Genomic DNA, 25,657 nt, shown 5'->3' with positions numbered 1-25,657 from the left:
TCACGATGTCCAAGCATCACGCGAAGTTCTCACTCACGGCTTTGACGGTAGGCGCCTTGCTGCTCGGGGCGAGTTGCGCACACGCCCAAACCAAAACGCTTTACATCGGTATGAACGGCGGCAATATGGAACGCGTCTACACGCAGTTCGTGTTCCCTCCATTCGAGAAGGCAAATAATGTCAAGGTGGTCGTGGTGCCGGGCACCTCCACCGACATCCTGGCCAAAGCTCAGGCGACCAAGGGGCATGCTCAGATGCATATCATGACGCTGGATGACGGCGTCATGTATCGCGCGATCAAGATGGGGCTGTGCGAAAAGCTCCAGCCCTCGAGCTCGCTTTCGCAGGTGCCCGCGATCGCTCACATGAAGGACGACTATGCGGTCGGCCTGTCGATGGGGCTGACGGGCCTGTCCTATAGCACCAAGATCTTCGCCGACAAGGGCTGGGCGCCGCCCACGTCCTGGGCTGATCTGGCCAATCCCAAGTACAAAGGCAAGGTGGTGGTGGAGTCCATGCCCAGTTCCTCCTTCGGACTTGATGCGTTCCTGATGTTCAACCGCATCAAGGGCGGCTCGGAGAAGAATGTCGAACCCGGCTTCAAGTCCTGGCCGACCACCGTAGGCCCGAATGTGACCGAGTACATCCCCAATTCGTCCAAGGTCATCGAGATGATGCAGGAAGGAGACGCCGCGATCTTTCCCTATACCTTCACCCAGACCGAATTGATGAAGTCCAAAGGCATTCCCATCGGCTTTGTCGCGCCCAAGGAAGGCGCCGTGGTCTTGATGACCGCGCAGTGCGTGCTGGCCGGCAATCCCGACGATGCCCTGGCGCAAAAGCTGGCGGCCTATCTGGTCAGCCCGCAGGCGCAGGCCTTGGCAATGGACAACGGCTCGTTCAATCCGGTCAATCCGGATACCCAGCTCACGGGAGCCGCGGCCGAGCAGCAGAATCGGATGAAAGCGGTGCTTAACAAGGCCGTTGTGCTGGATTGGGATGCGATCAATGCCGATCGCGCCGGTTGGGACAAGCGCTGGAACCGCGAGATCGAACGCTGATCTGCGCGCAAGGGCGCGCAGCCTGCGGGGTCCGGATCCGCAGGCTGCGTGTCAGGGCGCCTGGAGCAAGGGTTCGAGCGCCTTCCACACGTTCTTCATCAAGCGCGGCTGTGCGCTCGCTACGGGGTGCAGTCCGTCGGCCTGGAACAGGTCGCGGTCGGCCGCGATGCCCTCCAGCAGGAAGGGCACCAGCGCGGCATGCTCGCTGCTTGCCACATCGGGGAACACGTGCATAAAACGCTGCGCGTAGTCGCGGCCATAATTGGGCGGAATCTGCATGCCGACGATCAGCACGCGGGCGCCTGCCTGCCTGCAGCGCCGCGTCATGGCGCGCAGGTTCTGTTCGGTGGCGTCCAGCGACAGTCCGCGCAAGGCGTCGTTGGCGCCCAATTCCAGAACGACGACGGCCGGCTTGTCCCGAACCAGGAGGGCGGGCAGGCGCGCAAGCCCGCCGCGGGTGGTGTCGCCGCTGATGCTGGCGTTGACAAGGTGGTAATTGGGGTATCGTTGGGTCAATCTGGCACCCAGCAGCGGCACCCAGCCCGTCCCGCGCGCGATGCCGTATTCGGCGGACAGGCTGTCGCCCACCACGAGCACGGTCTTTGCAGCCGCAGCCGTGGCCGTGGCTGGATCGGCTGCCCAGGCCGGGATCGGCAGCCACAAGGCAGCCAGAAGAGGCAGGGCGCAAAGGGCGAGTCTTGCAAGGCGAGATAGCGTAGGAATCGGCGGACGCATGGATAGCAGCAATTCGATCGAGGTTAAGGGACTGGGCAAGCGCGTGGCCGATGCCGGCGGCGAACTGACCATACTCGATGGTATCGAATTCACGGTGCAGTCTGGTAGCGCGCTCGCCATCACAGGCAACTCCGGCTCGGGCAAGTCGACACTGTTGGGCCTGCTTGCCGGTCTGGACGTGCCGAGCCAAGGCAGTGTGATGCTGGCCGGCCAGAATCTTTTCTCGCTGGATGAGGACGCCCGGGCACGCTTGCGGGCCGCGCGCGTGGGCTTCGTGTTCCAGTCTTTTCAGTTGCTGCCCAACTTGACCGCGCAGGAGAACGTGATGCTGCCGCTGGAACTGGCCGGCAAGCCCGCCACCGAGGCCGCGCGGGCCATGCTCGAGCGCGTGGGCCTGGGGGCGCGCTTGCATCACTATCCGCGCACGCTCTCCGGCGGTGAACAACAGCGCGTCTCGCTGGCCCGCGCCTTCGTCGTGCAGCCCAGCCTGCTTTTTGCGGACGAACCCACAGGCAGCCTGGATGCCGCCAGCGCAGAGAAAATCATCGACCTGATGTTTTCCATGCACAAGGAGCAGGGCACGACCCTGGTGCTTGTGACGCACGATACGCAACTGGCGGCGCGTTGCGAGCAACAAATCGTCCTGCACGCAGGCAAAATCGCCGCGACGGCGGCTCGAGCCTGACCACGAGGACCCTTTCGCATGACTTCGCCATGATCGACCTGCGCAATATAGAGACTTTTTTCTGGGTGGCCACGCTGGGCGGCTTTCGCGCGGCGGCGGAAAAGCTCAATGCTACGCAGCCCGCCATTTCGCAGCGTATCGCCTTGCTTGAATCGGATCTGGGGGTGCGTCTGTTCGAGCGCAATACCCGCGGCATCACGCTCACGCCCAAGGGCAGCGAATTGCTTTCGCATGCCGAACGCATGCTGCAGATGCGCCAGGACATGCAGGTCGCGGCGCGGGCGCGCAAGATCATGGGGGGCACCCTGCGCCTGGGGGTTTCCGAAACCATTGTGCATACTTGGCTGCCACGCCTGATGGAGCGGCTTTCCGATGCCTATCCGGCGCTGATGGTAGAGATCCAGGTCGACACCACGACCTCGCTCAAGGCCCAGCTCGTCGCGCATCAGATAGACCTGGCTTTTCTGCTTGAGACCATGGACGACTCGCGTATCGAAAGCCTGCATCTGTGCCAGTATCCGCTGCACTGGATTGCGGGTCCGGCGCTCAAGGTGGGACGCCAACCGGTGACGCTGCAGCGGCTGTCGCAGTGGCCCGTCATCACCTATTCGTCGACGACCGATCCCTACCGCATGGTACGAGAGTTGATGCTCAAGGCCGGCATCGAGCGCCCGCGCATGTACGGCAGTTCGGCCGTAAGCGTCATCGTGCGCATGGCGCAGGACGGCGTCGGCCCCGGCGTGCTGGCCACCGTATTTCTTGCCAAGGAGATCGAGCGCGGCGAGTTGCGTCTGCTCGATGTCAAGGCCCCGCCTTTGCCGCCGCTGCGTTACGCCGCCTGCTGGATGCAGCGGCCCGACAGTCACGTTGCGCGCACGGTGGCCGAGGTGGCGCAGCGCATCGCGCGCGAAGAAGACGTGAAATACCAGGCCATACACATCAGGCAAAACCCTGATAAGAATTTCTTATAGGAGCCTATCGCAACATATGATTGGACGCCGCGTGTCGATTTCGATGGAATAGTCCCCAGCCGATCAGGGCATCGGAGTTGATTCAAAGGAAATGCCATCATGACATCGAACACACTTGCCGATCTGGCCTACCAGGTTCGCCTGGACGCGCGCAGTGGCAAGCTCGACGCGCCCACGGCCAATCTCGCCCCGGGCTGCGTGCAGGCCAACCTGGCGGTCTTGCCGCGCGCGCTGGCTGCCGATTTCCTGCATTTCTGCCAGCGCAATCCCAAGCCCTGTCCGCTCTTGGCCATGTCGGAGCCGGGCAATCCGGCCCTGCCCGAACTGGGCCGCGACATCGACATCCGCAGCGACATTCCGCGCTATCGGGTCTGGCGCAGCGGCGAACTCGTGGCCGAGCCGCACGACGTTCGCGAATTCTGGCGCGACGACCTGGTGTCCTTTCTTCTCGGCTGCTCCTTTTCCTTTGAAGAGGCCATGCTTGAAAATGGCCTGCCGGTACGGCATATCGAGCAGGGCTGCAATGTTCCTATGTACCGTACCCGCATCCCCACCAATCCGGCCGGGGTGTTCAGCGGTCCGCTCGTGGTGACAATGCGTCCGTTGAAAGCCGCCGATGCCATCCGCGCCATTCAGGTCACCTCACGTTTTCCCTCGGTACACGGCGCACCCGTGCATTTGGGCAATCCGGCCGAAATCGGCATTGCCGATATCGATAAGCCCGACTATGGCGATCCGGTCGAGATCCGCGCGGGTGAAATTCCGGTGTTCTGGGCCTGCGGCGTTACGCCTCAGTCCGTGGTGGCCTCGGTAAAACCCGAATACTGCATTACGCATGCACCGGGCTATATGCTGGTTACCGACCTGCTCAACAGCAGGATGGCAGTTCTTTGATGTCTGTTTTTCCACAATCGCTTTTTTCCAGGAGTCGACGCATGAAAAAGAACATCCTCGCTGGCGTATTGGCCAGCCTGGCCATGGCGGCAGCACTACCCGCCCACGCTGCGGACAAGGTTGTGCGCATCGGCGCGATCTATCCGCTTACCGGCTCGCTGGCCTCGACCGGCCAGGAACTGAAGGAAGCCATCGACCTGGCCGTCGATCTGATCAACAATCCTCACAATGTTCCCGGTCTGGCCGGCATCCCAATTGCTCAGGGCAAGGGCCTGCCCAACCTGGGCGGCGCCAAGATCCAGATCGTGTATGAGGACTCGCAAGGCAAGCCCGAGATCGGTCTGTCCGATGCCCAGCGCCTGATCGACCAGGAACACGTCGTGGCGCTGACCGGCGCCTACCAGTCCGACGTCACCAAGACGGCCAGCCGCGTCGCTGAGCAGCATGGCATTCCCTATCTGAACGCCGAATCGAGCAGCCCCGACCTGACCGGGCGCGGCTACCAGTGGTTCTTCCGCACGACGCCCAACGATGAGACCTTCATCGAGAACATGATGCAGTTTCTCGACACGATCAAGTCCCAGCCTACCAAGAAGATCGCCGTGGTGTATGAGAACACCGATTTCGGCGTGAACACCTACAAGGCCGTCAAGAAGTTCGCCGAGAAGTACCACCGCCAGATCGTGGCCAATATTGCCTACAGCGCCAATTCGCCGTCGGTGACCGCAGAAGTGCAGAAGCTGGCCGCCGCCAAGCCCGATGTGGCCATCTTCGCCAGCTATGTATCCGACGCCATGCTGTTCGTGCGCACGATGCGCGAGATGAAGTATGCGCCGCCCCTGCTGCTGGCCAATGACGCAGGCTTCATCGACACGCGCTTCATCCAGGAAATGGGTCCGCAAGTGCAGGGCGTGCTCACGCGCGATGTATGGGCTACCGATGTGACCGGCGCCAAGCCCGCGCTCAAGGCCATCAATGACCTGTTCAAGGCCAAGTATGGCAAGGACCTCAACGGCAACAACGCCCGTTCGCTGGAAGGCATCCTGGTTCTGGCCGATGCCATCAACCGCGCCGGCTCGACGGATCCGCAGGCAATCCGCAAGGCGCTGATCGCCACCAACCTGAGCGCGAATCAGATCGTCATGCCTTGGGCTGGCGTGAAGTTCGACGCCAATGGGCAGAATACCGAGGGCTCCGGCCTGATTCTGCAGATGGACGGCCCCGGCTACAAAACCGTCTGGCCCGCGTCGTATCGCACCGATGCGAATCTGCCCAAGCTGCCTTTTGCCTGGAAGTAAGTCCGCGCGGCGCGCGTTGCAACGCGCGCCGCAGCCTAAATGAGAGCGAACTGGCCACGCCCGCAGCGTGAGCCGCTCCAAGGGGAAAATTAAAAATGTTGGAAGCGCTTCTGGCCGGTTTGTTCAACGGCCTGATTTACGCCGCGGTGGCGGTGGGGCTGGCGCTGATATGGGGCATCACGGACGTCATCAATTTCGCCCATGGCGAATTCCTGATGCTGGCCATGTATGCCGCCTATTGGCTCTTTACGCTGGGCCACGTGGACCCCACGATGTCGGCGCCGCTGGTCGCCGTGTTGCTGGCCTTCGTCGGTTTCCTGACCTACGCCCTCATCATCAAGCGGCTGCAGAACGGACCGCCGATGACCGTCATCCTAGCCACGTTCGGCCTGAGCCTGGTGTTGCGCCAGTTGGCCTTCATCGCCTTCACGCCCGACTTTCGCACGCTGCCGGACACTTGGCTTTCGGGCAGCGTGTCGCTGGACGGCATCGCGATGGGCCGCCCCTCGGTGGTCACCGGCCTGATCGCGCTGGTGATGGTGATCGCGCTGTTCGTGCTGGTCTACCGTACGCGCTGGGGCCATGCGCTGCAAGCGGTGGCCGAGGATCGCCAGGTCGCCGCCCTGGTGGGCATTCCGCCGGACCGCATCAACGCCCAAGTATGGATGCTGGGCAGCGCCGCGGTTGGGCTTGCGGGCGCCTTGCTCACCACCTTTTTTTACGTATTTCCTTCGGTCGGCACGGTGTTTGCCCTCTTGGCCTTCGTGGCGGTGTGCATGGGCGGCTTCGGCTCGCTGGCAGGAGCCGTCATCGCCGGCATCCTGATCGGCGTGATCGAGTCCATGACAGGGTATTTCGTGGAGCCGGCCGTAAAAACGGTCAGCATCTATCTCCTGTTCATTCTGGTTCTCTGGTATCGGCCGCGCGGCCTGTTCGGGCGGTGGTGACATGACGACGCAAAATTTAGAGTCCGGCAAGAACCGGCATTGGCCGGTGCTTTACGCGGCCGTCATCGCGACGCTCTTGGGGTTGCTGCCCTTCGCAGTCAAGGATTCCTTCACGTTGCAGGTGCTGCTGCTGGCCATTATGTTCGGCGCGCTGGGCGCGAGCTGGAACCTGGTGGGCGGCTTCCTGGGCCGGGTATCCTTCGGCCACGGTGTGTTCATCGGCATGGGGGCCTATACCACCTTGCTGCTGCTGCACTACGCGAAAATCTCGCCACTCGTCGGCATCCCGCTGGGCGGAGCGATTTGCGCCTTACTGGCCTGGGGCGTGGGCGGACCCACGCTGCGCCTGTCGGGCCATTACTTTGCCATGGCTACCATCGCGCTGCTGCAGATCGGCCTGCTGCTCTTTACCAACTGGGGCTGGGCGGGCGGGGCCACGGGGCTGGAAGCGCCCATCCGCGACGCGGGCTGGATGCTGCTGTTTCGCACCAAGGTCCCGTACTACCGCATCGCCGTGCTGCTGGCCTTCGTGACCTTCTGCACCACGTACTTCCTGGTCCATTCGCGCGTCGGTTTCTACTGGCGTGCCATCAACGGCGACGAGGCCGCCGCGCGCAGCCTGGGCGTTCCGGCCGAGCGATACAAGATGCTGGCCTTCGTGATTTCGGCGGGCCTGACGGGCATGTGGGGCGGCTTCTTCGCCATGTATGTAGGCTTCATCGATCCCGATTCCCTGTTCAGCTTGACCACATCCGTGCAGATCGTGCTGGTGGCCATCCTGGGCGGCGTAGGCACGCTGGTCGGGCCGTGGCTGGGTGCCGCGGTGCTGCTGCCTTTGTCCGAAGGCCTGCGCGTAATGATGGGCAGTTCCGGAGCCGGCATGGACCTGCTGGTGTTCGGCCTGACCATTCTGCTGGTCACCCTGTTCCTGCCCGGCGGGCTGGTTACCTTGAGGAGGCGCCGCCGTGGCACTTCTGGACGTTAAGAATCTCACCAAACGCTTTGGCGGCCTGGTGGCCAACAAGGACATCTCGCTGTCGGTCGAAGCCGGCGAAATTATCGCCATCATCGGCCCCAATGGAGCGGGCAAGAGCACGCTGTTCAACGGCTTGGCCGGCCACCACGAACCCACCTCGGGCACGGTGCAATTCAACGGGGCGCCGCTGGCGGGCAAGAAGCCCGAACAGGTCGCCGCCCTGGGCCTGGCGCGCACTTACCAAATCCCGCGCAATTTCGGCCAGATGACGGTGCTGGAGAACGCCATGGTTGGCGCCATGCTGCGCCATGCCCGGTTGGACGTCGCGCGCCGCGAGGCTGCCCGCGTGCTCGATCTGGTGGGGCTGGCCGAGCGCGCCGGCGTGCGGGCCTCGGAGCTGAACGTGGCAGGGCAGAAGCGGGTGGAACTGGCGCGCGCGCTGGCCACTGAACCGCGCATGCTTTTGCTCGACGAAGTAGCGGGCGGCCTGAATCCCACCGAGGCCATTGCCTTGGCCGAAATTCTGCGCGGCATCAACGCCAGGGGTGTGACGCTGGTCATCGTCGAACACGTGCTCGAAGTGGTGATGCGCCTGGCACAGCGCGTGCTGGTGCTGAATTTCGGCCAGATGATCGCCGAGGGTCCGCCGGCCGAGATCGTGCGCAATCCGACCGTGATCGAGGCTTACCTGGGGAGAAAACACCGTGTCTGAGCCCATGCTCAAAGTTGAAGGCCTGCATGTTTCCTACGGTGGCGTGCAGGCCGTGCAGGATGTATCGCTGGAAGTTCGCGCCGGAGAGATCACGGCGCTGCTGGGCGCGAACGGCGCGGGCAAGTCCAGCACGCTCATGGCCATCATCGGCGCGGTCAAGCCCAGGGGCGGACGCGTGGTTTTCGAAGGGCGCGACATCACCGGCACACCGCCGGAAAAGCTGGTCGCGCGGGGCATCGCCATGATTCCCGAGGGCGCGCGCGTATTCGCACGGCAGACGGTGGAGCAAAACCTGCGGCTGGGCGCCTATACGGTGCGCGATGAGTCGGTCAGCCGGCGGCGGCTCGATCATGTGTATCGGCTCTTCCCGCGCTTGCAGGAGCGCCGCGAACAACTGGCCGGGACCATGTCGGGCGGCGAGCGGCAGATGCTGGCAATAGGCCGCGCTTTGATGAGCGGCCCCCGGCTTCTGCTGATCGATGAACCCAGCCTGGGTCTGTCGCCGCTCCTGGTCGAGCAGGTGTTCGACGCGCTGGTCGAGCTGAACCGCGAGAGCGCGGTCACGGTGCTGCTGGTGGAGCAGAACATGGCGCAGGCGCTGGAAGTGGCTTCTCGGGCTTACGTCATGCAAACCGGGCGGATCGCCCTGTCCGGGGACGCCGCCGAGCTGGCGGCCTCCGATGAGGTGCGCAAGGCGTATCTAGGCATGTAGCCGCAGCCCGCCATCGGGCTATTCCAACTGATTTTTCCCGGGGACGACGGCCAAGCCGTCGCCCCAGGCTTCTTGCAACCTTTTTTTGGCGCATAACGTTATGAAATGGCAATTCTGGATCGATCGTGGGGGCACGTTCACGGACATCGTGGCACGCAGGCCCGACGGCAGCACCGCCACGGCCAAGATGCTGTCCGAGAACCCCGAGCAGTACCGAGACGCGGCAGTGGCGGGCATACGCAAGCTGTTGGGTATCGCACCCGGACAGCCTGTGCCGGCCGAGGTCGTCGATTGCGTGAAGATGGGCACCACGGTTGCCACCAATGCGCTGCTCGAACGCAAGGGCGAGCGCACCTTGCTGGTGGCTACGCGCGGCTTTCGCGATGCGCTGCGCATCGCCTATCAGAATCGTCCGCGCCTGTTCGATCGCCGCGTGATGCTGCCCGAGATGCTCTATGAATCGGTGATCGAGGCCGATGAACGGCTGGACGCGTCGGGCAGTGTGGTGAACCCGCTGGACGAAGCCGCGTTGCGCCGCGATCTGCGGGCCGCCCATGAGCGCGGCCTGCGCGCGGTGGCCATCGTCTTCATGCATGCCTGGATCGAACCCGCACACGAGATGCGTGCCGCCGAACTCGCGCGCGAACTCGGCTTTGCGCAGGTTTCCGTCTCGCACGAGGCCAGTCCCCTCATCAAATATGTATCGCGCGGCGACACAACCGTGGTCGATGCCTATCTTTCGCCTATTCTGCGGCGCTACGTGGATCAGGTCGCAGGCGAGCTGCCGGGCATACGCCTGATGTTCATGCAGTCCTCGGGCGGCTTGACCGACGCGCATCGCTTTCGAGGCAAGGACGCCATCCTGTCCGGCCCGGCCGGCGGTATCGTGGGCATGGTGCGCACCAGCGAACAGGCCGGTTTTGACCGCGTGATCGGCTTTGACATGGGCGGTACGTCCACCGACGTCTCGCACTATGCGGGCGAGTTCGAGCGCGAGTTCGAAACCAGCGTGGCCGGCGTGCGCATGCGTGCCCCCATGATGAGCATCCATACTGTGGCGGCCGGAGGTGGGTCCATTCTGCATTTCGACGGTTCGCGCCTGCGCGTGGGGCCGGACTCGGCCGGTGCCAATCCCGGACCGGCCTGTTATCGGCGCGGCGGCCCCTTGGCCGTGACCGACTGCAATGTGCTGCTGGGCAAGATCCAGCCCGACTTCTTTCCACGCGTCTTCGGCCCCGACGCCGATCAATCTCTGGATCGTGAAGCCGTGGTCCGGCGTTTTGCCGAAATGGCCGAGCAGGTGCACCGCGACACGGGCCGCCGGATGACGCCGGAGCAACTGGCCGAGGGCTTTCTGGAAATCGCCGTGGGCAGCATGGCCGAGGCCATCAAGCGCATCTCCGTGCAGCGCGGGCATGACGTGACGGACTACGCTCTCACCGTCTTCGGCGGCGCGGGCGGCCAGCACGCCTGTCTGGTGGCCGATGCCCTGGGCATGGGCACGGTGTATGCGCACCCGCTGGCCGGCGTACTGTCTGCCTACGGCATGGGTTTGGCCATGCAGACCGAGATGCGGCAACGAACGGTTGAGAAAGTGCTGTCGGCCGAACTCGTTCCCGAGCTGGCCGCAGGGCTGGACGAGCTGGCCGCGCAAGCCCAAGGCGAGCTGCTGCGCCAGCAGGTGCAAGCCGCGGACATCCGCGTGCAGCGCCGCGTGCACCTGAAGTACCGAGGCACCGACACAGCGCTGGAAATTCCGTGGAGCACTCCCGATCAAGCGCGCGCCGCATTCGAAGCCGCCTATCGCCAACGCTACTCCTTCCTCATGCCTGGACGCGAGTTGGTGGTGGAGACGCTTTCGGTCGAAGCGAGCGGCGGCGGCCAGACCGGGGCCGAAGCGCCCATCAAGCGCGTGCGCGCGGGCGCCTTGTCGCCGCGCCGGACCGTGGGCATGTTCAGCGGCGGGGCCTGGCACGACACCCCTCTGTATGTACGCGAGGACACCGCACCCGGCGACGTGATGCGCGGGCCTGCCATCATCTCCGAGCCCAACCAGACCACCGTGGTCGAACCCGGCTGGGAGGCCCGGGTCACCGAGCTGGATCATCTGGTGCTCAGGCGCGTGGCGGCGCGCGCACCGCGCCGCGCCATCGGCACTGATGTCGACCCGATCATGCTGGAGGTGTTCAACAATCTCTTCATGTCCATCGCCGAGCAGATGGGCTATCGCCTGCAGAACACCGCCTATTCGGTCACCATCAAGGAGCGCCTGGATTTTTCCTGCGCCATTTTCGACGCGCAGGGCAATCTCATCGCCAATGCGCCGCACATGCCGGTGCACCTGGGTTCCATGGGCGAATCCATCAAGACCGTCATGCGCGAGAACGCAGGCCGCATGCGGCCGGGCGATGCCTATGTGGTCAACGATCCCTATAACGGCGGCACGCACCTGCCCGACCTGACGGTGATCACCCCCGTGTTCGACCGCGACGGACAGGAGATCCTGTTCTACGTGGGCTCGCGCGGCCACCATGCGGACATCGGCGGCACCACGCCGGGTTCGATGCCGCCCGATTCGCGCACGGTCCAGGAGGAGGGGGTGCTTTTCACCAATTTCCAGCTGGTGCGGGACGGCGAGTTCCGCGAAGGTGCCGTACGCGAGGTGCTGGCCTCGGGCCGGTGGCCCGCCCGCAACCCCGACCAGAACATCGGCGACATGCAGGCTCAGATCGCCGCCAATGAAAAGGGCGTGTACGAATTGCTCAAGATGTGCGATCACTTCGGTCTGGACGTCGTGCGCGCCTATATGGGGCACGTGCAGGACAATGCCGAGGAGGCCGTGCGCCGCGTGATTTCGGTGCTCAAGGACGGCCGCTACGAATATCCGCTGGACAACGGCGCGGTCATCAGAGTGGCCGTCCGGGTCGATGCGGCCGCTCGTACCGCGCAAGTGGATTTCACCGGCACATCGAAGCAGTTGGACAACAACTTCAACGCTCCGGGATCGATCTCGGTAGCGGCGGTGCTGTACGTGTTTCGCACGCTGGTCGAGGACGACATCCCCATGAATGCCGGCTGCCTCAAACCCATCGAGATCATCCTGCCGGAAGGCTCCATGCTGCGCCCCCGGGCGCCGGCCTCGGTGGTGGCCGGCAACGTCGAGACCTCAATGTGCGTGGTCAATGCGCTCTATGGCGCACTGGGCGTGCTGGCGGCGAGCCAGGGCACGATGAACAACTTCACCTTCGGCAACGAGCGCTACCAATACTACGAGACGATCTCGGGCGGTACGGGGGCAGGTCCGGTGCGCATTGATGCGACAGGACCCAGGGACGAGGGTTTCGACGGTACCTCTGTCGTCCAGGCGCACATGACCAACTCGCGCTTGACCGATCCCGAAGTGCTGGAACTGCGCTTTCCGGTGCGGCTGGATTCGTACGCGATACGCCAGCACTCGGGTGGAAGGGGCCGCTATCGGGGCGGCGACGGCGGCATCCGGCGCATCCGCTTCCTGCAAGACATGACGGCGGCCATTCTGTCCAACAATCGCCTTTATGCGCCTTTCGGCCTGGCGGGCGGCTCGGCCGCCATGATGGGACGCAACTGTATCGAGCGCGCCGATGGTTCGATTCAGGAACTGGGGCCGCAGGACAGCGCGCAGCTTCATCCCGGCGACGTGTTCGTGATCGAGACGCCGGGAGGCGGCGGATATGGAGAGGAACAGCCGTGAAAAAGCTGACTTTGAAGCAAATGCTGTGGGTGCCCATGCTTTTATGCTGGCTTGCGCTGCTGATCGTGACCGCGGTCAATGCCATCGAGGCGCGCGACGCCTCGATGCAGGCGCGGCGTGCGGCCTTGGCCAATGTCGTGGATATGTCGATGTCCCTCGTCGGCGACTATGCGAAGCAGGCCGAGGCGGGCAAGCTGTCGGCCGAAGAGGCGCAAAAGCAGGCCATTGCCCGCATCGACGCGCAGCGCTACGGCACGTCCGGCTATGTGTCGATCGTGCGCGATGACCAGGTGCTGATCGACAATCCGCTGAGTCCGAAGTTCAACGGCAGGAATATGCGCAAATTCCGCGATGCCAAAGGCGGGGCGCTCTACCAGGAAATCGTCGATGCAGGTAATTCGGCAGGAGGTTCGGGCTACATACACTACTGGTGGCCCAAGCCCGGCGCAACCGTGCCGAGCGAAAAGATCAGCTATGTCAAACACTTTGCGCCATGGCACTGGAATCTCATCGCGGGCGACTACATGGACGATATTCAAGCCCAGTTCTATGCAACGCTTGAACGTTCGGCCGGCCTGCTCGTATTGCTGGGTGGGCTGGCATCGCTGGTCGCCGCCCGCGTCGGGCGCAATGTCCTGCGCTCGATCGGCGGGGAGCCGTCGGACGCAACGGCGCTGGCCAGGCAGATCGCCCGGGGCGATCTCACGACCTCCATCAGGCTGCTGCCGGGCGACCAGTCCAGCCTGATGTGCGCGCTGCGTGAAATGCGCGACCAGCTCGCGATCGCGATCGGGCACATCACGCGGTCGACCGAAACGATCATGGTTGCATCCCAAGAGATCGCGGCCGGCAACTTCGACCTGTCCAGCCGCACCGAGGAGCAGGCCGCAGCTTTGCAGCAGACTGCCGCCAGCCTGGACACGCTGACGCAGATCGTCGCACAGAACGCGGAAAATGCCGTCAAGGCATCAGAGCTTGCGACCGATGCGTCCAACACCGCTGCGCACAGCGGGCAGGTCGTCAACGACGTGGCTGGGAAGATGGCCGAGATTTCCGACAGCTCGAATAAAATGGGCGAAATCATCAACACGATCGAGAGCATCGCGTTCCAGACCAATATCCTGGCCTTGAACGCCGCGGTCGAGGCGGCCCGCGCCGGGGAGCAGGGGCGAGGATTCGCGGTGGTCGCGGGTGAAGTCCGGCAGCTCGCGCAGCGCTGCGCGGGAGCTGCCAAGGAGATCAAGTCGTTGATCGAGCAATCGGTAGCCCACATTGGGGCCGGTTCGCGCCTCACGGACAAGGCCGACGAAACCATGACCGGGGCCGTTGCCGCAGTGCGACGCGTCACATCGATCATGAATGAGATTTCGCAGGCCTCGACGCTGCAAAGCACCGGCATCGGCGAAGTCAATCAGGCGATCCGCCAGATGGACGACGTAACCCAGCACAATGCCGCATTGGTAGAACAGGTGGCGGCCTCGGCCAGTTCGCTCGATGAGCAGACGCAGATGTTGCGGCGGGCCGTTGCGGCGTTCAAGATCGACACGCCCGTCGCGCAGTTGATAAGCGCCGACGTCAGCCCTTGACGCGCACGATCTTCTGCACCTGCGGGACGTGGCGCACCGCGCGGATCACCTGGGCCAGGTGCTTGCGGCTATCGACCTGAATCGTCAGATGCAGGAGCACCGTGGAGACGGCATCGTCGTGCATGGTGACATGGGTGATATTGGAATCGGCAGCGGAAACTTCGGCTGCGATCCGGCCCAGCACGCCGCGCTCGTTGCGCGTGACGATGTCCAGCCGGGTCGAGAAATGCTTACTGGCCTGGCTGTCCCAGGCCACGGGCACCCAGCGCTCCGGCTCGCGCGCCTGGGCGCGCTGCGCGACAGGGCAGTCCGCGGTGTGCACCACCAGCCCCTGGCCCAGCCTCACGCCCGCGACGATCGCATCGCCGGGCAAGGGGCCGCAGCAGGGCGCCAATTGCACCGCCTGGCCTTCGTTTCCCTGGATCAGGATGGGCGCGGCGCGGGCCGCGGTCATCTCGTCCATGGCCGCGGCGGTGGTGGCCATCAGGGCATTCTCCGGGGCGAAGCGGCGCGCCACCACGGCCGCCAAGCGCTTGCCCAGGCCTATGTCCGAGAGGATTTCGTCGCGCGAGCTGGCGCCCGTGCTGCGGGCCAGCTTGTCCCATTGGGGATCGTCGGCCGCCGGCAGGGCCAGGTGCAGTTCTTCCAGCGCCTGCGTCAGCAGCCGCTCGCCGAAACCCACCGATTCTTCATATTTGACCGTGCGCAGGTAGTGCCGGATTTCCGAGCGGGCGCGGCCGGTGCGCACATAATTGAGCCACTGGGCGCTTGGACGCGAGGCGGGCGAGGTGATGATCTCGATGGTATCGCCGCTGCTCAACTCGGTGCGCAGCGGTGCGAATTCGCCGTTGATCTTGGATGCCACGGCCTGGTTGCCCACGTCGGTGTGGATGGCGTAGGCCAGATCCACCGGCGTGGCGCCGCGCGGCAAAGAGATGATTTTGCCGCGCGGCGTAAATACATAAACCGCGTCGGGGAACAGGTCGACCTTGACGTGATCGAGGAATTCGCCCGAGTCGCCTGTCTGGCTCTGGATGTCGAGCAATGACTGCAGCCATTGGTGCGTGCGTTTCTGCAGATCGTTCAGCGTGGTGTCGCTTTCCTTGTACAGCCAGTGCGAGGCTACGCCTTCCTCGGCCACGTGGTGCATGTCGCGGGTGCGGAACTGGAATTCCACGGGTGTGCCATAGGGGCCGACCAGCGTGGTGTGCAAGGACTGATAGCCATTGAGCTTGGGGATGGCGATATAGTCCTTGAATTTGCCGGGCACCGGGCGATAAAGCTGGTGTAGCGTACCCAGGGCCAGGTAGCACTCGGGCAGGGTGTGGACGATGACGCGAAAGCCGTAGATGTCCAGGACCTCGGAGAAGGACTTCTTTTGCTCCAGCATCTTGCGGTAGATGCCGTAGAGCGTTTTCTCTCGGCCGCTGACTTCGGCCTCGATGCCGGCAGCCGGCAGGGCTGCGCGCACGGCATCCTCGATCTTGCCGATGACCTCGCGCCGGTTGCCCCGAGCCGCCAGCACGGCGCGATGCAGCACCTGGTAGCGATTGGGGTACATGGCCGCGAAACAAAGATTCTGAAATTCGCGGTATATGACGTTCAGGCCCAGACGGTGGGCGATGGGGGCATAGATATCGAGGGTTTCGCGGGCCACGCGGCGGCGCTTCTCGGCGCTGACCACGTCCAGCGTGCGCATATTGTGCAGACGATCAGCCAGCTTGATGAGAATGACACGAACGTCGCGCGCCATGGCCAGAAGCATCTTGCGAAAGCTCTCGGCCTGCTGTTGCGCCTTGGAGGCGAAGTCCAAGCGTTCAAGTTTGGTCAGACCGTCGACCAGCTCGGCCACTTCGGGGCCAAACTTCTCGACCAGCTCTTGCTTGCTGACGTCCTGGTCTTCGATGACGTCATGCAATAGGGCCGCCGCCAGTGCGTTGGCATCGAGCTTCCAGCCGGCACAGATTTCGGTGACGGCGATCGGGTGGGATATATAAGGTTCGCCGCTGGCGCGCAATTGCCCCAGGTGCGCCGAGTCAGCAAAGCGATAGGCTTCGCGGACTTTCTCGACATCCGAAGGGGAGAGGTAGCTGCCGATGAGTTCGGTCAGCGGTGCCAGGGAGGCAATAGGAGGAAGCGAAGGAGTGCCTGCATGCGTTGCCGCATGAGGCTTGCCGCTACCGGAGCGCAGCCCAAGACGCGACCCCGCGCGTAGCGCGGCGAGTAAGCCCGAAGAGGCGTGTTTGAGCCCGGGAAATGCCATGCCGCGCCTCCCGGTTATGAATCAGGTCGGAACTTTGCGCAGCATTTCCAGGCCGGTTTGACCGGCGGCGATTTCGCGCAGGGCCGTGACGGTAGGTTTGTCTTTGCTGTCGATGCGTGCGGCATGACCCTGTGCCAGCTCGCGGGCACGATAGGTGGCGGCCAGCGTGAGATTGAAACGATTGGGGATCTTGTTCAGACAGTCTTCGACGGTGATGCGGGCCATGGAAATACCTGAATGGTGAAATGCAAAATTACGGGAAGCGCGGCAAACCGGATGCCAGTCAACGCGGCAAACAATGGCGGATCAATGATCTGCCGGGATGCCCAGTTGCGCGAACAGCGAAGCATGGCGTACGGCCTGCGACGCAAAACGCAGCCGAGCAGCGCTGATGATTTGTATCAACTCTGCAAGGGCCACGCTAAATTCTTGATTAATAATAACATATTCGCATTCCGGCGCATGGGCGATTTCGCTGCCGGCTGCCAGCAGGCGACGCGAGATCACGTCGTCCGAATCCTGTCCGCGGGCGCGCAGACGCTTGGCCAGTTCGTGGATGGACGGGGGCAGGATGAAGATGCCTATGGCCTTGGGAAAGCGCTGCCTGATCTGGCGCGCGCCTTGCCAGTCGATTTCCAGCAGTACGTCGCGGCCGGCGCGCGTGGCCGCATCGATGCGGTCGCGCGGGGTGCCATAGTAGTTGCCGTGGACCTCAGCCCATTCCAGCAGCGCGTTGGCATTGCGCATAGCCAGAAAGTCCTCAAGCGGGGTGAACCGGTATTCGCGGCCGTCCTGCTCGCCCGGACGCGGTGCGCGCGTCGTGCACGAGATCGACAGTTCGATGCAGCAATCTTGATCGAGCAACGCGCGCACCAGGCTGGACTTGCCTGCGCCGCTGGGGGCGATCACCATGAAGACGTTTCCGGGAGAATTGAGCATGGCGCGCCACGAGACTGGGATGCGCAAAAGTATAGCCCGCCGCCGGCCCCGACCGCGCGTCCCTGCACGCCTGCGGCTCTGCTAGCATGCGCGACATCCGCTCATAGCGGCGACAGACACCAGGAGCGACACCATGGACATGATCTCTTCCGAAACGACGGGCGGCAAGGTCGCTCTGGTGACCGGGGCCGGTACCGGGATAGGCCGCGCCGTGGCGCTGGAGCTGCTGGGGCGCGGCTACCAGGTCGTGCTGGCCGGCCGGCGCGGCGAATTGCTGGAAGAAACCAAAGCCGCCGCCGGCGCTGCGTCCAGTCGGGCGCTGGCTGTTCCGACCGATGTATCCCGGGAGGATTCGGTCGACGCGCTGTTCGAACGCCTGCAGGACGCCCATGGCCGCCTCGACGTGCTCTTTAACAATGCGGGCCGGGGCGCGCCGCCGGTGCCCATCGATGAACTGCCGGTCTCGGTATGGCGCGACGTGGTCGACATCAACCTCACGGGTATGTTCCTCTGCGCCCAGGGTGCCGTACGGCTCATGAAGCGGCAGAGCCCGAAGGGCGGGCGCATCATCAACAACGGTTCGATTTCGGCTTATTCGCCGCGGCCCATGTCGATCGCCTATACCGCCACCAAACACGCCGTGACGGGCTTGACCAAGGCCATCTCGCTCGACTGCCGCCAGGACAACATCGCCTGCGGCCAGATCGACATCGGCAACGCCGCCACCGACATGACCGCGCGTATGGCAACCGGCGTGTTGCAGGCGGACGGCAGCACCAGGGTTGAGCCGCGCATGGACGTTGGGCACGTGGCGCGTGCGGTGGCGAATATGGCCGAGCTGCCGCTGGATACCAACGTGCAATTCATGACCATCATGGCCTCCTCCATGCCTTTCGTCGGCCGGGGCTGAGTTCTCTGCGGCGCAAAGCGAAACGGCCATTCATCGAATGGCCGTTTTTGTTCAGCAGGCCCGTAGCCCCCTTCGGGCCGCGCTCAGGGTTTTTTGGCGTCGCCGGCCGGACTATCGGCCGGATCGCTCGCGGCGCCGGCGGGGAGGTCCGGCGTGACAGGCTCGGACGCCTGGGCCACGACCTTGGAGGTCAGGTAGCGCACCGCACCGGCATAATGTTTGGACCAATACGAGGCATCAAGGTTGTCGATGCGCACGCGCTCGCCACTCACCGGGGCGTGGACGAACTGGTTGTCGCCGATATAGATGCCCACATGCGAAATAACGTTGGAGACGATTGTGCGCAGGCTTTTGTGATGGTTGTGCCAGACCACGTGCCGGGTCTGGACGGTGCCCTTGAAAAATACCAGGTCGCCGGGCAGGAGCTGCTGGCGTGCCACGGACTTGCCGGTGGCGTGCTGCTCGCGTGCCGTACGGGGCAGGGTCATGCCCGTCGTTTCCTGGAACACGAAACGTACCAGGCCGCTGCAGTCGAAACCTTCCTGGGGATCGTCGCCACCCCAATGGTACAGCGTGCCGATGGCATTGAGGCCCGTTTCGACCACGCGGTCGCGCAGGCTGAGGGCGATGTTGGTGTTGCCGGCCGGATCGTTTGCAGTGCTCAGACCCTTCAGGGTGGGCAGCGCTTCGGTTTCGACGGCCGCATGAGCGGGGGAGCAGAGCAGGCTGGTCGCCAAAGCGGCGGCGGCCAGTAGGGAGGTATGAAGCTTTTGCGTCGGCGGCGAGGTCATGTGGCGTCGGTAAATAAGGCGTTGATGACAGGGAAACTACCGTAAAACGGCAAAAATAACGGCAGGATGCTAACCTTCAGGCCAGCAAGGAACTGCCGGAGCAATAGGTTCTGAGCGCATTTACGACGACCCCGGAGGCCGGGTTTCACGACTGCGCCTGGGCCGGAGTATACCGAAGAAATATGACATATGATACTAGTTTGTCTTGATTGGTAACATATATATTAAGTCATTGAATCAGAGAGAATTCATGCCCAAGAATGCTGTAGCCGGGGTCGTCGCGCGGCCCGAGTTCCGTCCCTTCGAGCCTTTTCAGGACGCTACCTCCGCGGTAGACCGGCTGATTGAAATCTATGAGCGGAACACGACTTTCCTGCGCGGCGCTTTTCAGGATGCCTTGGACGGCAGGGAGCAGGCGGGACGTACGCGCGCGTGTTATCCGGCCGTGCGGATCACCGTACCCAGCCATCACATTCTTGACAGCCGGATGTCCTATGGTCATGTAGCCGAACCCGGCCGCTACCAGACCACCGTTACCCGCCCCCGGTTGTTTCGCCATTATTTGCAGCAGCAAATTTCTTTGCTGTTGCAAAACCACGGTGGCGTCGTGGAAATAGGCGAGTCGGATCTGCCCATTCCGCTGCATTTTGCTTTCTTCGACGGCGCCAATGTCGAAGGCGAACGCATTGAGAGCCTCAAACGGCCTCTGCGTGACCTGTTCGACGCGCCCGACCTCGGTGTCACGGACGACGCCATCGTCAACGGCACCTGGCGCAATACCAACGGCGGGCCGCTGCCCTTGGCGCCCTTCACCGCGCCGCGCGTGGACTATTCGCTCTTGCGCCTGCAGCACTACACGGCGACTGACCCGGCGCATTTCCAGAATTTCGTACTGTTCACCAACTACCAGTTCTATGTCGACGAATTCCTGGCCTGGGCGCGCGGCCTGATGGCGGACGGGCAGGGCGAGTACGAGCAGTTGGTGGAGCCGGGCAACCGCGTCACGTTCCTGGGCGGACAGGTTCAGGGCGAGGCGGCGGCGCGTATGCCGCAGATGCCGGCCTATCATCTGGTGCGCAAGGGTCATACGGGTATCACGCTGGTCAATATTGGCGTGGGGCCTTCGAACGCCAAAACCATCACCGACCATGTCGCAGTGCTGCGACCGCATGCCTGGCTGATGCTGGGCCATTGCGCGGGCTTGCGCGACACGCAGAGGCTGGGCGATTACGTGCTGGCGCACGGCTATGTGCGCGAAGACCACGTGCTCGATGCGGACCTGCCCACCTGGGTGCCGGTGCCGCCGCTGGCCGAGGTGCAGGTGGCGCTGGAGCAGGCCGTGGCCGAAGTGGCGGGCCTGTCGGGCTGGGAACTCAAGCACATCGTGCGCACCGGCACGGTGGCCACCATCGACGACCGCAACTGGGAACTGCGCGACCAGAGCGAACTGGTGCAGCGTTTTGCCCAGTCGCGCGCTGTTGCACTGGACATGGAGTCGGCCACTATCGCGGCCAACGGCTTTCGGCTGCGGGTGCCCTATGGCACGCTGCTGTGCGTGTCGGACAAGCCCCTGCATGGCGAACTCAAGCTGCCGGGCATGGCCAGCGTCTTCTACCGCACTCAAGTCAACCAGCACCTGAAGATAGGCATCCGCGCGCTGGAGCATCTGCGGGAAATGCCACTGGAACGGCTGCATTCGCGCAAATTGCGCTCGTTCATGGAAACGGCGTTCCAGTAGGAACCACCGTCCATTCGCGCCGCCAGCGCACACGGGCTTGCCGCCTGTTCTGCGTTCGCGGCTTCGTGGTGGCCGACCTGGTGCCGGCCAGACTGCCCATGGAACCGATCCGCGGACGAGAAATGGGCACGGTACCGGCCCGCTGACCGCACTTGCCTTTATGGCGCAGCGGCCTGCCCGACCGGCTTGGCGCTTCTAGCCTTGCGCAAGGCTTCAGCGAACCATTGTTCCGCCATGCGTGGCGTGCCGGCGTTGCGTGTGAAAAAGCCGATAGGCGGCAGGCTCCAGACAAAAGAATAGGGGATGATGGTCACCCCTGCGCCGCGCACGAGTTCCTCGGCGATATCGGCGGGCAGTATGGCCACGGCCCGTTCGTTGGCGGCCAGCATTTCGCCGATCAGGCGCGCCGCGTCGCTTTCCATGACGGGCCGCGGCACGGGCAGGCCGGCCTCGACGAACAGTCCCGCCACCTGCTCGCGCAGGTAGCTGGTGGACGGACTCATGATCCAGTCCAGTCCGGCCAGGCGTCGCCAGTCCAGACGCAGCCGCGTCAGCCGCGCGGCCAGCCGGCGATTGGCGATCAGGCGCGGCGGCTGGCTATAGAGTGCATAAAAGCTCAGACCTTCCTGGCCCAGCGCGGGCGACGCAAGGCCCACCACGATGTCCAGTGTGTGATCGTGCAACTGCGACAACAGCAGTTCGCCCGGCCCGCCATGCACCGTGACGGTGAGTCGTTTGCCGTCGCGTGCTGCCTGCTGCAAGGCGGCAGGCAGCACGCGACTGGGAACGAAGGGCGTCACGCCCACGTGCAGATGCGCCGTGTGGCCGCCGGCCACGGCGTCCATGTCGCGCACCAGGTGATCCAGGTCCTGCACCATGGCCTGGGCGTGATCCAGCACCACCCGGCCCAGCGGGGTTGGCGCCATGCCGCGCGCCGAGCGCTCGAACAAGGGCGCGCCGAACATGCCCTCCAGGTCGTTGAGCGTATTGGTCAGCGCCGGCTGGCTGATGGCCATGCGCTCGGCAGCCCGGGTCAGCGAACCATGCTGGCGTATCTGCAGAAGCAGCGCCAGATGGCGCATTTTGAGGCGGTTGCTCAATTTATGAGCAACGTCGACGGCATCGAAACCCATAATTGCCCATATAAGTAAAAGCTTATGGGATCATATTAAATCCAAATATCATGATTATGTCTTGAAGCGTAATATTGTTGACCTATTCCTGTTTGCCACTGCTTTTCCACGCCTGGGTCACCATCATGAGCACCGATACGTCAAACAACCGCAAGGCCGCGCTCCATTACCACGAGTTTCCCAAGCCCGGAAAACTGTCGGTCAACGCCAGCAAGCCGCTCGTCACCCAGCGCGACCTGGCCCTGGCCTACACGCCCGGCGTGGCTGCGGCCTGCGAAGAAATCGTGGCCAACCCGATGGATGCCTTTCGCTACACCGCCCGCGGCAACCTTGTGGGCGTGATCACCAACGGTACCGCCGTGCTGGGCCTGGGCAATATCGGCCCGCTGGCCTCCAAGCCGGTCATGGAAGGCAAGGCGGTCCTGTTCAAGAAATTCGCCGGCATCGATGTCTTTGACATCGAGATCAACGAGTCCGATCCGGACAAGCTGGTGGACATCATCGCCGGGCTCGAGCCGACCTTCGGCGGCATCAATCTCGAAGACATCAAGGCGCCGGAGTGCTTCACCGTCGAGCGCAAGCTGCGCGAGCGCATGAAGATCCCGGTCTTTCATGACGACCAGCACGGCACCGCCATCACTGTTTGCGCCGCCTTCATCAACGGCCTGAAGGTCGTGGGCAAGAGCATCAAGGACGTCAAGGTCGTCACCTCCGGCGCCGGCGCGGCCGCGCTGGCCTGCCTGGACCTGCTGGTCGATCTGGGACTGCCCATGGAGCACATCTGGGCCACCGACATCGAAGGCGTGGTCTACAAGGGCCGCACTACCTTGATGGACCCAGACAAGGCGCGCTTTGCGCAGGAGACGCCGCTGCGCAAGCTCACGGAAGTGATCGACGGCGCCGATGTGTTCCTGGGCCTGTCGGCCGGCGGCGTGCTCAAACCCGAGATGGTCCAGAAAATGGCTGCCAAGCCGCTCATCCTGGCCCTGGCCAATCCGTCGCCCGAGATCCTGCCCGAGGACGCGCACGCCGTGCGCGACGACGTGGTCATGGCCACCGGCCGGTCGGACTACCCGAACCAGGTCAATAATGTGCTGTGCTTTCCCTATATCTTCCGCGGCGCGCTGGACGTGGGGGCCATCACCATCACGCGCGAAATGGAAAAGGCGGCGGTTTACGCAATCGCCGGCCTGGCCCAGGAAGAGCAGAATGAAATGGTGGCCGAAGCCTACGGCACCTACGGCGTTTCCTTCGGTCCCGAATACTTCATTCCCAAGCCTTTCGATCCGCGCCTGATCACACGCATTGCGCCGGCCGTGGCCAAGGCCGCCATGGACGGCGGCGTGGCCACCCGGCCCATCGCTGATCTGGATGCCTACGTCCAGCAGCTGCAGCAGTTCGTCTATCACTCCGGCACGTTCATGAAGCCGGTATTCGGCGAAGCCAAGCGCTGCACGCGCGAGGGTGGCAAATCGCGCATCGTCTTCACCGAGGGCGAGGACGAGCGCGTGCTGCGCGCGGTGCAGGTGATCGTCGATGAGAAGCTGGCTCGGCCCATCCTGGTGGGCCGTCCGCAGGTGCTGTTGTCGCGCATCGAAAAATACGGCCTGCGCCTGAAGCTGGGCGAGGATGTCGAAGTCACCAACCCCGAATACGACGAGCGCTTTCACCAGTACTGGACCACCTACTGGGAACTGATGTGCCGCCGCGGCATCAGCAAGGAAATGGCGCGCGTCGAAATGCGCCGTCGCAATACGCTGATCGGCGCCGTGATGGTGCGCCTGGGCGAAGCCGACGGCATGGTGTGCGGCGCGGTCGGTGCTTTCCATGACCACTTGCGCTTTGTCGACGAAGTGATAGGCATGAAGCCTGGCGCCAAGACCTATGCGGCCATGAATATCGTCCTGCTGAACGAGCTCACGCTCGCGCTGGTCGACACCCATGTCAACGACAACCCCACGGCCGAGCAGATTGCCGAATACACCATCGCCGCGGCGCGCAAGATGGCCAATCTCTATCTCGTGCCCAAGATTGCGCTGCTGTCGCGCTCGAATTTTGGCACCGGCAACTGGTCTTCGGGCGCAAAGATGCGCGAGGCCCTCGAGCTGATTCGCGCGCAGGCCCCCGATCTGGAAATCGACGGGGAAATGCACGGCGACTGCGCGCTCGACGATGCGCTGCGCTCGCGCATCCTTCCGTCCACGACGCTCAAGGGGACGGCCAATCTGCTGGTCTGTCCCAACGTGGACTCGGGCAACATCGCCTACAACCTGCTCAAGGCCACGGCGGGCGGCAATATCGCCATTGGCCCCTTCCTGCTGGGCGTCAATGCGCCGGTCACCATACTGACCTCCAGCTCCACCGTGCGCCGCATCATCAATATGGCGGCCCTGACGGTGCTGCAGGCCAACTGCATGGAGCAGGTTGGGGCGTAGGTTTCAGGGCGCACGTCCACGCGGGCATCGTCGAACGCCCCGGCCAGGGCGATAAATAGCATCGTCCTGCCCTTTATCGTGGTGGCGATGTAGTTCAGGAGTACCTGGACATGCAGATCATCGCGACGGCTTTGCCGCAGATGGCGCGCTCGTTCCATGTCGGCCCCGACGCGTAAATGCCGCGCCCCCGGAGTTAAAAGCTCTCCCAGTCTTCGGCCTGCTTGGCCGCGGCCTTGGCATGGGGTTCAGAGCGAAGCAGCGCGGGAGCGGGGCTGGCCGGCTGCGTGGCCTGGGCAGGCGCAGCGGGCGTTGTCTTGGCGATGGGCTGGGGGGTGTTGCCCAGCTTGAACGTCGATACGACCTGGGTCAGGTGCTGGGTCTGGTCGCGCAGCGACATGGCGGCGGCGGCGGATTCCTCCACCAGCGCCGCGTTTTGCTGCGTGGTCTCATCCATCTGCGTCACCGCCAGGTTCACCTGGTCAATGCCGCTGGACTGCTCCTGAGATGCCGCCGAAATCTCGCCCATGATGTCAGTCACCCGCTTGACCGAGGCCACAATCTCCTGCATCGTCGCACCCGCGCGCTCGACCTGGTTCGATCCGACCGCCACCTTGCCCACCGAGTCCTCGATCAACTGCTTGATCTCCTTGGCCGCCTGCGCGCTGCGCTGAGCCAGCGTGCGCACCTCGCCCGCCACCACCGCAAAACCCTTGCCCTGCTCGCCCGCGCGCGCCGCCTCCACCGCCGCGTTCAGCGCCAAAATATTGGTCTGGAACGCAATGCCGTCAATCACCGACACAATCTCCGAGATCTTGTTCGAACTGGCCGAGATCGCCTGCATGGTGTCCACCACCTCGGACACCGCCGAACCCCCGCGCACCGCCACTTCCGAGGCGCTGGCCGCCAGTTGATTGGCCTGGCGCGCGTTCTCGGCATTTTGCTTGACCGTCGCAGCCAACTGCTCCATCGAGGCAGCCGTCTGCTCCAGCGAAGCCGCCTGCTCCTCCGTGCGCGAGGACAGGTCCGCGTTGCCCGCGGCGATCTCGCCGGAAGCCGAGGAGATGTGGTGCACGCTTTCATGCACTTCAGACACTATAGATAAGGCCCATAAATAGTCTGAACTATTGTTTGATGTTGTGGT

At 63.7% G+C, this 25,657-nt stretch carries 20 protein-coding genes and 1 pseudogene; 14 read left to right on the top strand and 7 right to left on the bottom strand.

Translation table 11 applies throughout. From position 1 onward, the window contains the following. Positions 1–5: 5 nt before the first annotated feature. The gene (locus H143_RS0115900) at positions 6–1,061 is read left to right on the top strand and encodes an extracellular solute-binding protein (protein ID WP_019939257.1); all 1,056 of its coding nucleotides are present in this window, start codon (positions 6–8) and stop codon (positions 1,059–1,061) included. Between the two features lie 51 nt (positions 1,062–1,112). Here the strand turns inward: H143_RS0115900 and H143_RS0115895 are convergent, their stop codons facing one another. Next, on the bottom strand, positions 1,113–1,796 hold the full coding sequence (locus H143_RS0115895; RefSeq protein WP_155803413.1) for an arylesterase: 684 nt from the start codon (positions 1,794–1,796) through the stop codon (positions 1,113–1,115). Here H143_RS0115895 and H143_RS0115890 point away from each other — a divergent pair. From H143_RS0115890 to H143_RS0115845, 10 genes are all read left to right on the top strand, one after another. After that, the gene (locus H143_RS0115890; protein ID WP_019939255.1) at positions 1,795–2,481 is read left to right on the top strand and encodes an ABC transporter ATP-binding protein; all 687 of its coding nucleotides are present in this window, start codon (positions 1,795–1,797) and stop codon (positions 2,479–2,481) included. The genes H143_RS0115895 and H143_RS0115890 overlap by 2 nt on opposite strands. Positions 2,482–2,510: 29 nt before the next feature. After that, positions 2,511–3,452 carry a LysR family transcriptional regulator gene (locus H143_RS0115885; protein WP_019939254.1) on the top strand — a complete coding sequence of 314 codons (942 nt, stop codon included), beginning with the start codon at positions 2,511–2,513 and terminating at the stop codon, positions 3,450–3,452. Positions 3,453–3,551: 99 nt separating this feature from the next. Next, entirely contained in the window at positions 3,552–4,346 is a 795-nt protein-coding gene (locus H143_RS0115880) for a putative hydro-lyase (RefSeq protein WP_019939253.1), read from the top strand. 41 nt (positions 4,347–4,387) lie between these two features. Beyond that, on the top strand, positions 4,388–5,644 hold the full coding sequence (locus H143_RS0115875; protein WP_019939252.1) for an ABC transporter substrate-binding protein: 1,257 nt from the start codon (positions 4,388–4,390) through the stop codon (positions 5,642–5,644). Between the two features lie 95 nt (positions 5,645–5,739). Next, positions 5,740–6,591, top strand: a complete 852-nt coding sequence (locus H143_RS0115870; RefSeq protein WP_019939251.1) for a branched-chain amino acid ABC transporter permease — start codon at positions 5,740–5,742, stop codon at positions 6,589–6,591. 1 nt (position 6,592) lies between these two features. Continuing rightward, entirely contained in the window at positions 6,593–7,576 is a 984-nt protein-coding gene (locus H143_RS0115865; protein WP_026350138.1) for a branched-chain amino acid ABC transporter permease, read from the top strand. After that, positions 7,557–8,279, top strand: coding sequence for an ABC transporter ATP-binding protein (locus H143_RS0115860; protein WP_019939249.1), 723 nt, complete (start codon positions 7,557–7,559; stop codon positions 8,277–8,279). The genes H143_RS0115865 and H143_RS0115860 overlap by 20 nt, the downstream gene beginning before the upstream one ends. A 4-nt stretch (positions 8,280–8,283) precedes the next feature. Continuing rightward, entirely contained in the window at positions 8,284–8,991 is a 708-nt protein-coding gene (locus H143_RS0115855) for an ABC transporter ATP-binding protein (protein ID WP_019939248.1), read from the top strand. A 100-nt stretch (positions 8,992–9,091) separates the two neighbouring features. Further along, complete coding sequence (locus H143_RS0115850; RefSeq protein WP_019939247.1) at positions 9,092–12,721, top strand: hydantoinase B/oxoprolinase family protein; 3,630 nt, start codon at positions 9,092–9,094, stop codon at positions 12,719–12,721. Next, positions 12,718–14,307, top strand: a complete 1,590-nt coding sequence (locus H143_RS0115845) for a methyl-accepting chemotaxis protein (protein ID WP_019939246.1) — start codon at positions 12,718–12,720, stop codon at positions 14,305–14,307. Before H143_RS0115850 ends, H143_RS0115845 begins: the two co-directional genes overlap by 4 nt. Here H143_RS0115845 and H143_RS0115840 read toward each other — a convergent pair. The 3 genes from H143_RS0115840 to gmk all read right to left on the bottom strand — a co-directional run bounded on the left by H143_RS0115840 (position 14,297) and on the right by gmk (position 17,509). Continuing rightward, a complete protein-coding gene (locus H143_RS0115840) occupies positions 14,297–16,570 on the bottom strand; it encodes a bifunctional (p)ppGpp synthetase/guanosine-3',5'-bis(diphosphate) 3'-pyrophosphohydrolase (RefSeq protein WP_019939245.1) in 2,274 nt (757 codons plus the stop codon). The genes H143_RS0115845 and H143_RS0115840 overlap by 11 nt on opposite strands. Positions 16,571–16,591: 21 nt before the next feature. Further along, positions 16,592–16,795, bottom strand: coding sequence for a DNA-directed RNA polymerase subunit omega (gene rpoZ, locus H143_RS0115835; protein ID WP_019939244.1), 204 nt, complete (start codon positions 16,793–16,795; stop codon positions 16,592–16,594). An 81-nt stretch (positions 16,796–16,876) separates the two neighbouring features. After that, positions 16,877–17,509: a guanylate kinase gene (gmk, locus tag H143_RS0115830; RefSeq protein ID WP_026350137.1), complete on the bottom strand. Its 633-nt coding sequence runs from the start codon at positions 17,507–17,509 to the stop codon at positions 16,877–16,879. Between the two features lie 139 nt (positions 17,510–17,648). Here gmk and H143_RS0115825 point away from each other — a divergent pair, with 139 nt between their 5' ends. Further along, on the top strand, positions 17,649–18,419 hold the full coding sequence (locus tag H143_RS0115825) for an SDR family oxidoreductase (RefSeq protein ID WP_026350136.1): 771 nt from the start codon (positions 17,649–17,651) through the stop codon (positions 18,417–18,419). A gap of 83 nt (positions 18,420–18,502) precedes the next feature. Here the strand turns inward: H143_RS0115825 and H143_RS20910 are convergent, their stop codons facing one another. Then, positions 18,503–19,210 (bottom strand): C40 family peptidase, encoded by a 708-nt coding sequence (locus H143_RS20910; protein ID WP_019939241.1) that lies wholly within the window; start codon positions 19,208–19,210, stop codon positions 18,503–18,505. 250 nt (positions 19,211–19,460) lie between these two features. On the opposite strand from H143_RS20910, the gene H143_RS0115815 reads away from it, so the two are divergent. Then, positions 19,461–20,948: an AMP nucleosidase gene (locus H143_RS0115815; protein WP_019939240.1), complete on the top strand. Its 1,488-nt coding sequence runs from the start codon at positions 19,461–19,463 to the stop codon at positions 20,946–20,948. 158 nt (positions 20,949–21,106) lie between these two features. On the opposite strand, the gene H143_RS0115810 is transcribed toward H143_RS0115815, so the two are convergent. Then, the gene (locus H143_RS0115810; RefSeq protein WP_019939239.1) at positions 21,107–22,081 is read right to left on the bottom strand and encodes a LysR substrate-binding domain-containing protein; all 975 of its coding nucleotides are present in this window, start codon (positions 22,079–22,081) and stop codon (positions 21,107–21,109) included. A gap of 125 nt (positions 22,082–22,206) precedes the next feature. Between H143_RS0115810 and H143_RS0115805 the strand changes: the two genes are divergently transcribed. After that, entirely contained in the window at positions 22,207–24,516 is a 2,310-nt protein-coding gene (locus H143_RS0115805; protein ID WP_033366767.1) for an NADP-dependent malic enzyme, read from the top strand. Positions 24,517–24,709: 193 nt separating this feature from the next. Here the strand turns inward: H143_RS0115805 and H143_RS20905 are convergent. After that, positions 24,710–25,609, bottom strand: a pseudogene (locus tag H143_RS20905) (methyl-accepting chemotaxis protein); the annotation flags it as partial. Positions 25,610–25,657 lie beyond the last annotated feature (48 nt).

Source organism: Bordetella sp. FB-8 (assembly GCF_000382185.1).
In the GTDB taxonomy this organism is placed as follows: Bacteria; Pseudomonadota; Gammaproteobacteria; order Burkholderiales; family Burkholderiaceae_B; genus Bordetella.
This window is presented reverse-complemented; position numbering and strand designations above follow the sequence as displayed.

Bases quoted from the DNA above. Each gene is read 5' to 3' on its own strand.
- H143_RS0115900 (WP_019939257.1), top strand. From the start codon at position 6: ATGTCCAAGCATCACGCGAAGTTCTCACTCACGGCTTTGACGGTAGGC.
- H143_RS0115890 (WP_019939255.1), top strand. From the start codon at position 1,795: ATGGATAGCAGCAATTCGATCGAGGTTAAGGGACTGGGCAAGCGCGTG.
- H143_RS0115895 (WP_155803413.1), bottom strand. From the start codon at position 1,796: ATGCGTCCGCCGATTCCTACGCTATCTCGCCTTGCAAGACTCGCCCTT.
- H143_RS0115885 (WP_019939254.1), top strand. From the start codon at position 2,511: ATGATCGACCTGCGCAATATAGAGACTTTTTTCTGGGTGGCCACGCTG.
- H143_RS0115880 (WP_019939253.1), top strand. From the start codon at position 3,552: ATGACATCGAACACACTTGCCGATCTGGCCTACCAGGTTCGCCTGGAC.
- H143_RS0115875 (WP_019939252.1), top strand. From the start codon at position 4,388: ATGAAAAAGAACATCCTCGCTGGCGTATTGGCCAGCCTGGCCATGGCG.
- H143_RS0115870 (WP_019939251.1), top strand. From the start codon at position 5,740: ATGTTGGAAGCGCTTCTGGCCGGTTTGTTCAACGGCCTGATTTACGCC.
- H143_RS0115865 (WP_026350138.1), top strand. From the start codon at position 6,593: ATGACGACGCAAAATTTAGAGTCCGGCAAGAACCGGCATTGGCCGGTG.
- H143_RS0115855 (WP_019939248.1), top strand. From the start codon at position 8,284: ATGCTCAAAGTTGAAGGCCTGCATGTTTCCTACGGTGGCGTGCAGGCC.
- H143_RS0115850 (WP_019939247.1), top strand. From the start codon at position 9,092: ATGAAATGGCAATTCTGGATCGATCGTGGGGGCACGTTCACGGACATC.
- H143_RS0115840 (WP_019939245.1), bottom strand. From the start codon at position 16,570: ATGGCATTTCCCGGGCTCAAACACGCCTCTTCGGGCTTACTCGCCGCG.
- rpoZ (WP_019939244.1), bottom strand. From the start codon at position 16,795: ATGGCCCGCATCACCGTCGAAGACTGTCTGAACAAGATCCCCAATCGT.
- gmk (WP_026350137.1), bottom strand. From the start codon at position 17,509: ATGCTCAATTCTCCCGGAAACGTCTTCATGGTGATCGCCCCCAGCGGC.
- H143_RS0115825 (WP_026350136.1), top strand. From the start codon at position 17,649: ATGATCTCTTCCGAAACGACGGGCGGCAAGGTCGCTCTGGTGACCGGG.
- H143_RS20910 (WP_019939241.1), bottom strand. From the start codon at position 19,210: ATGACCTCGCCGCCGACGCAAAAGCTTCATACCTCCCTACTGGCCGCC.
- H143_RS0115815 (WP_019939240.1), top strand. From the start codon at position 19,461: ATGCCCAAGAATGCTGTAGCCGGGGTCGTCGCGCGGCCCGAGTTCCGT.
- H143_RS0115810 (WP_019939239.1), bottom strand. From the start codon at position 22,081: ATGGGTTTCGATGCCGTCGACGTTGCTCATAAATTGAGCAACCGCCTC.
- H143_RS0115805 (WP_033366767.1), top strand. From the start codon at position 22,207: ATGAGCACCGATACGTCAAACAACCGCAAGGCCGCGCTCCATTACCAC.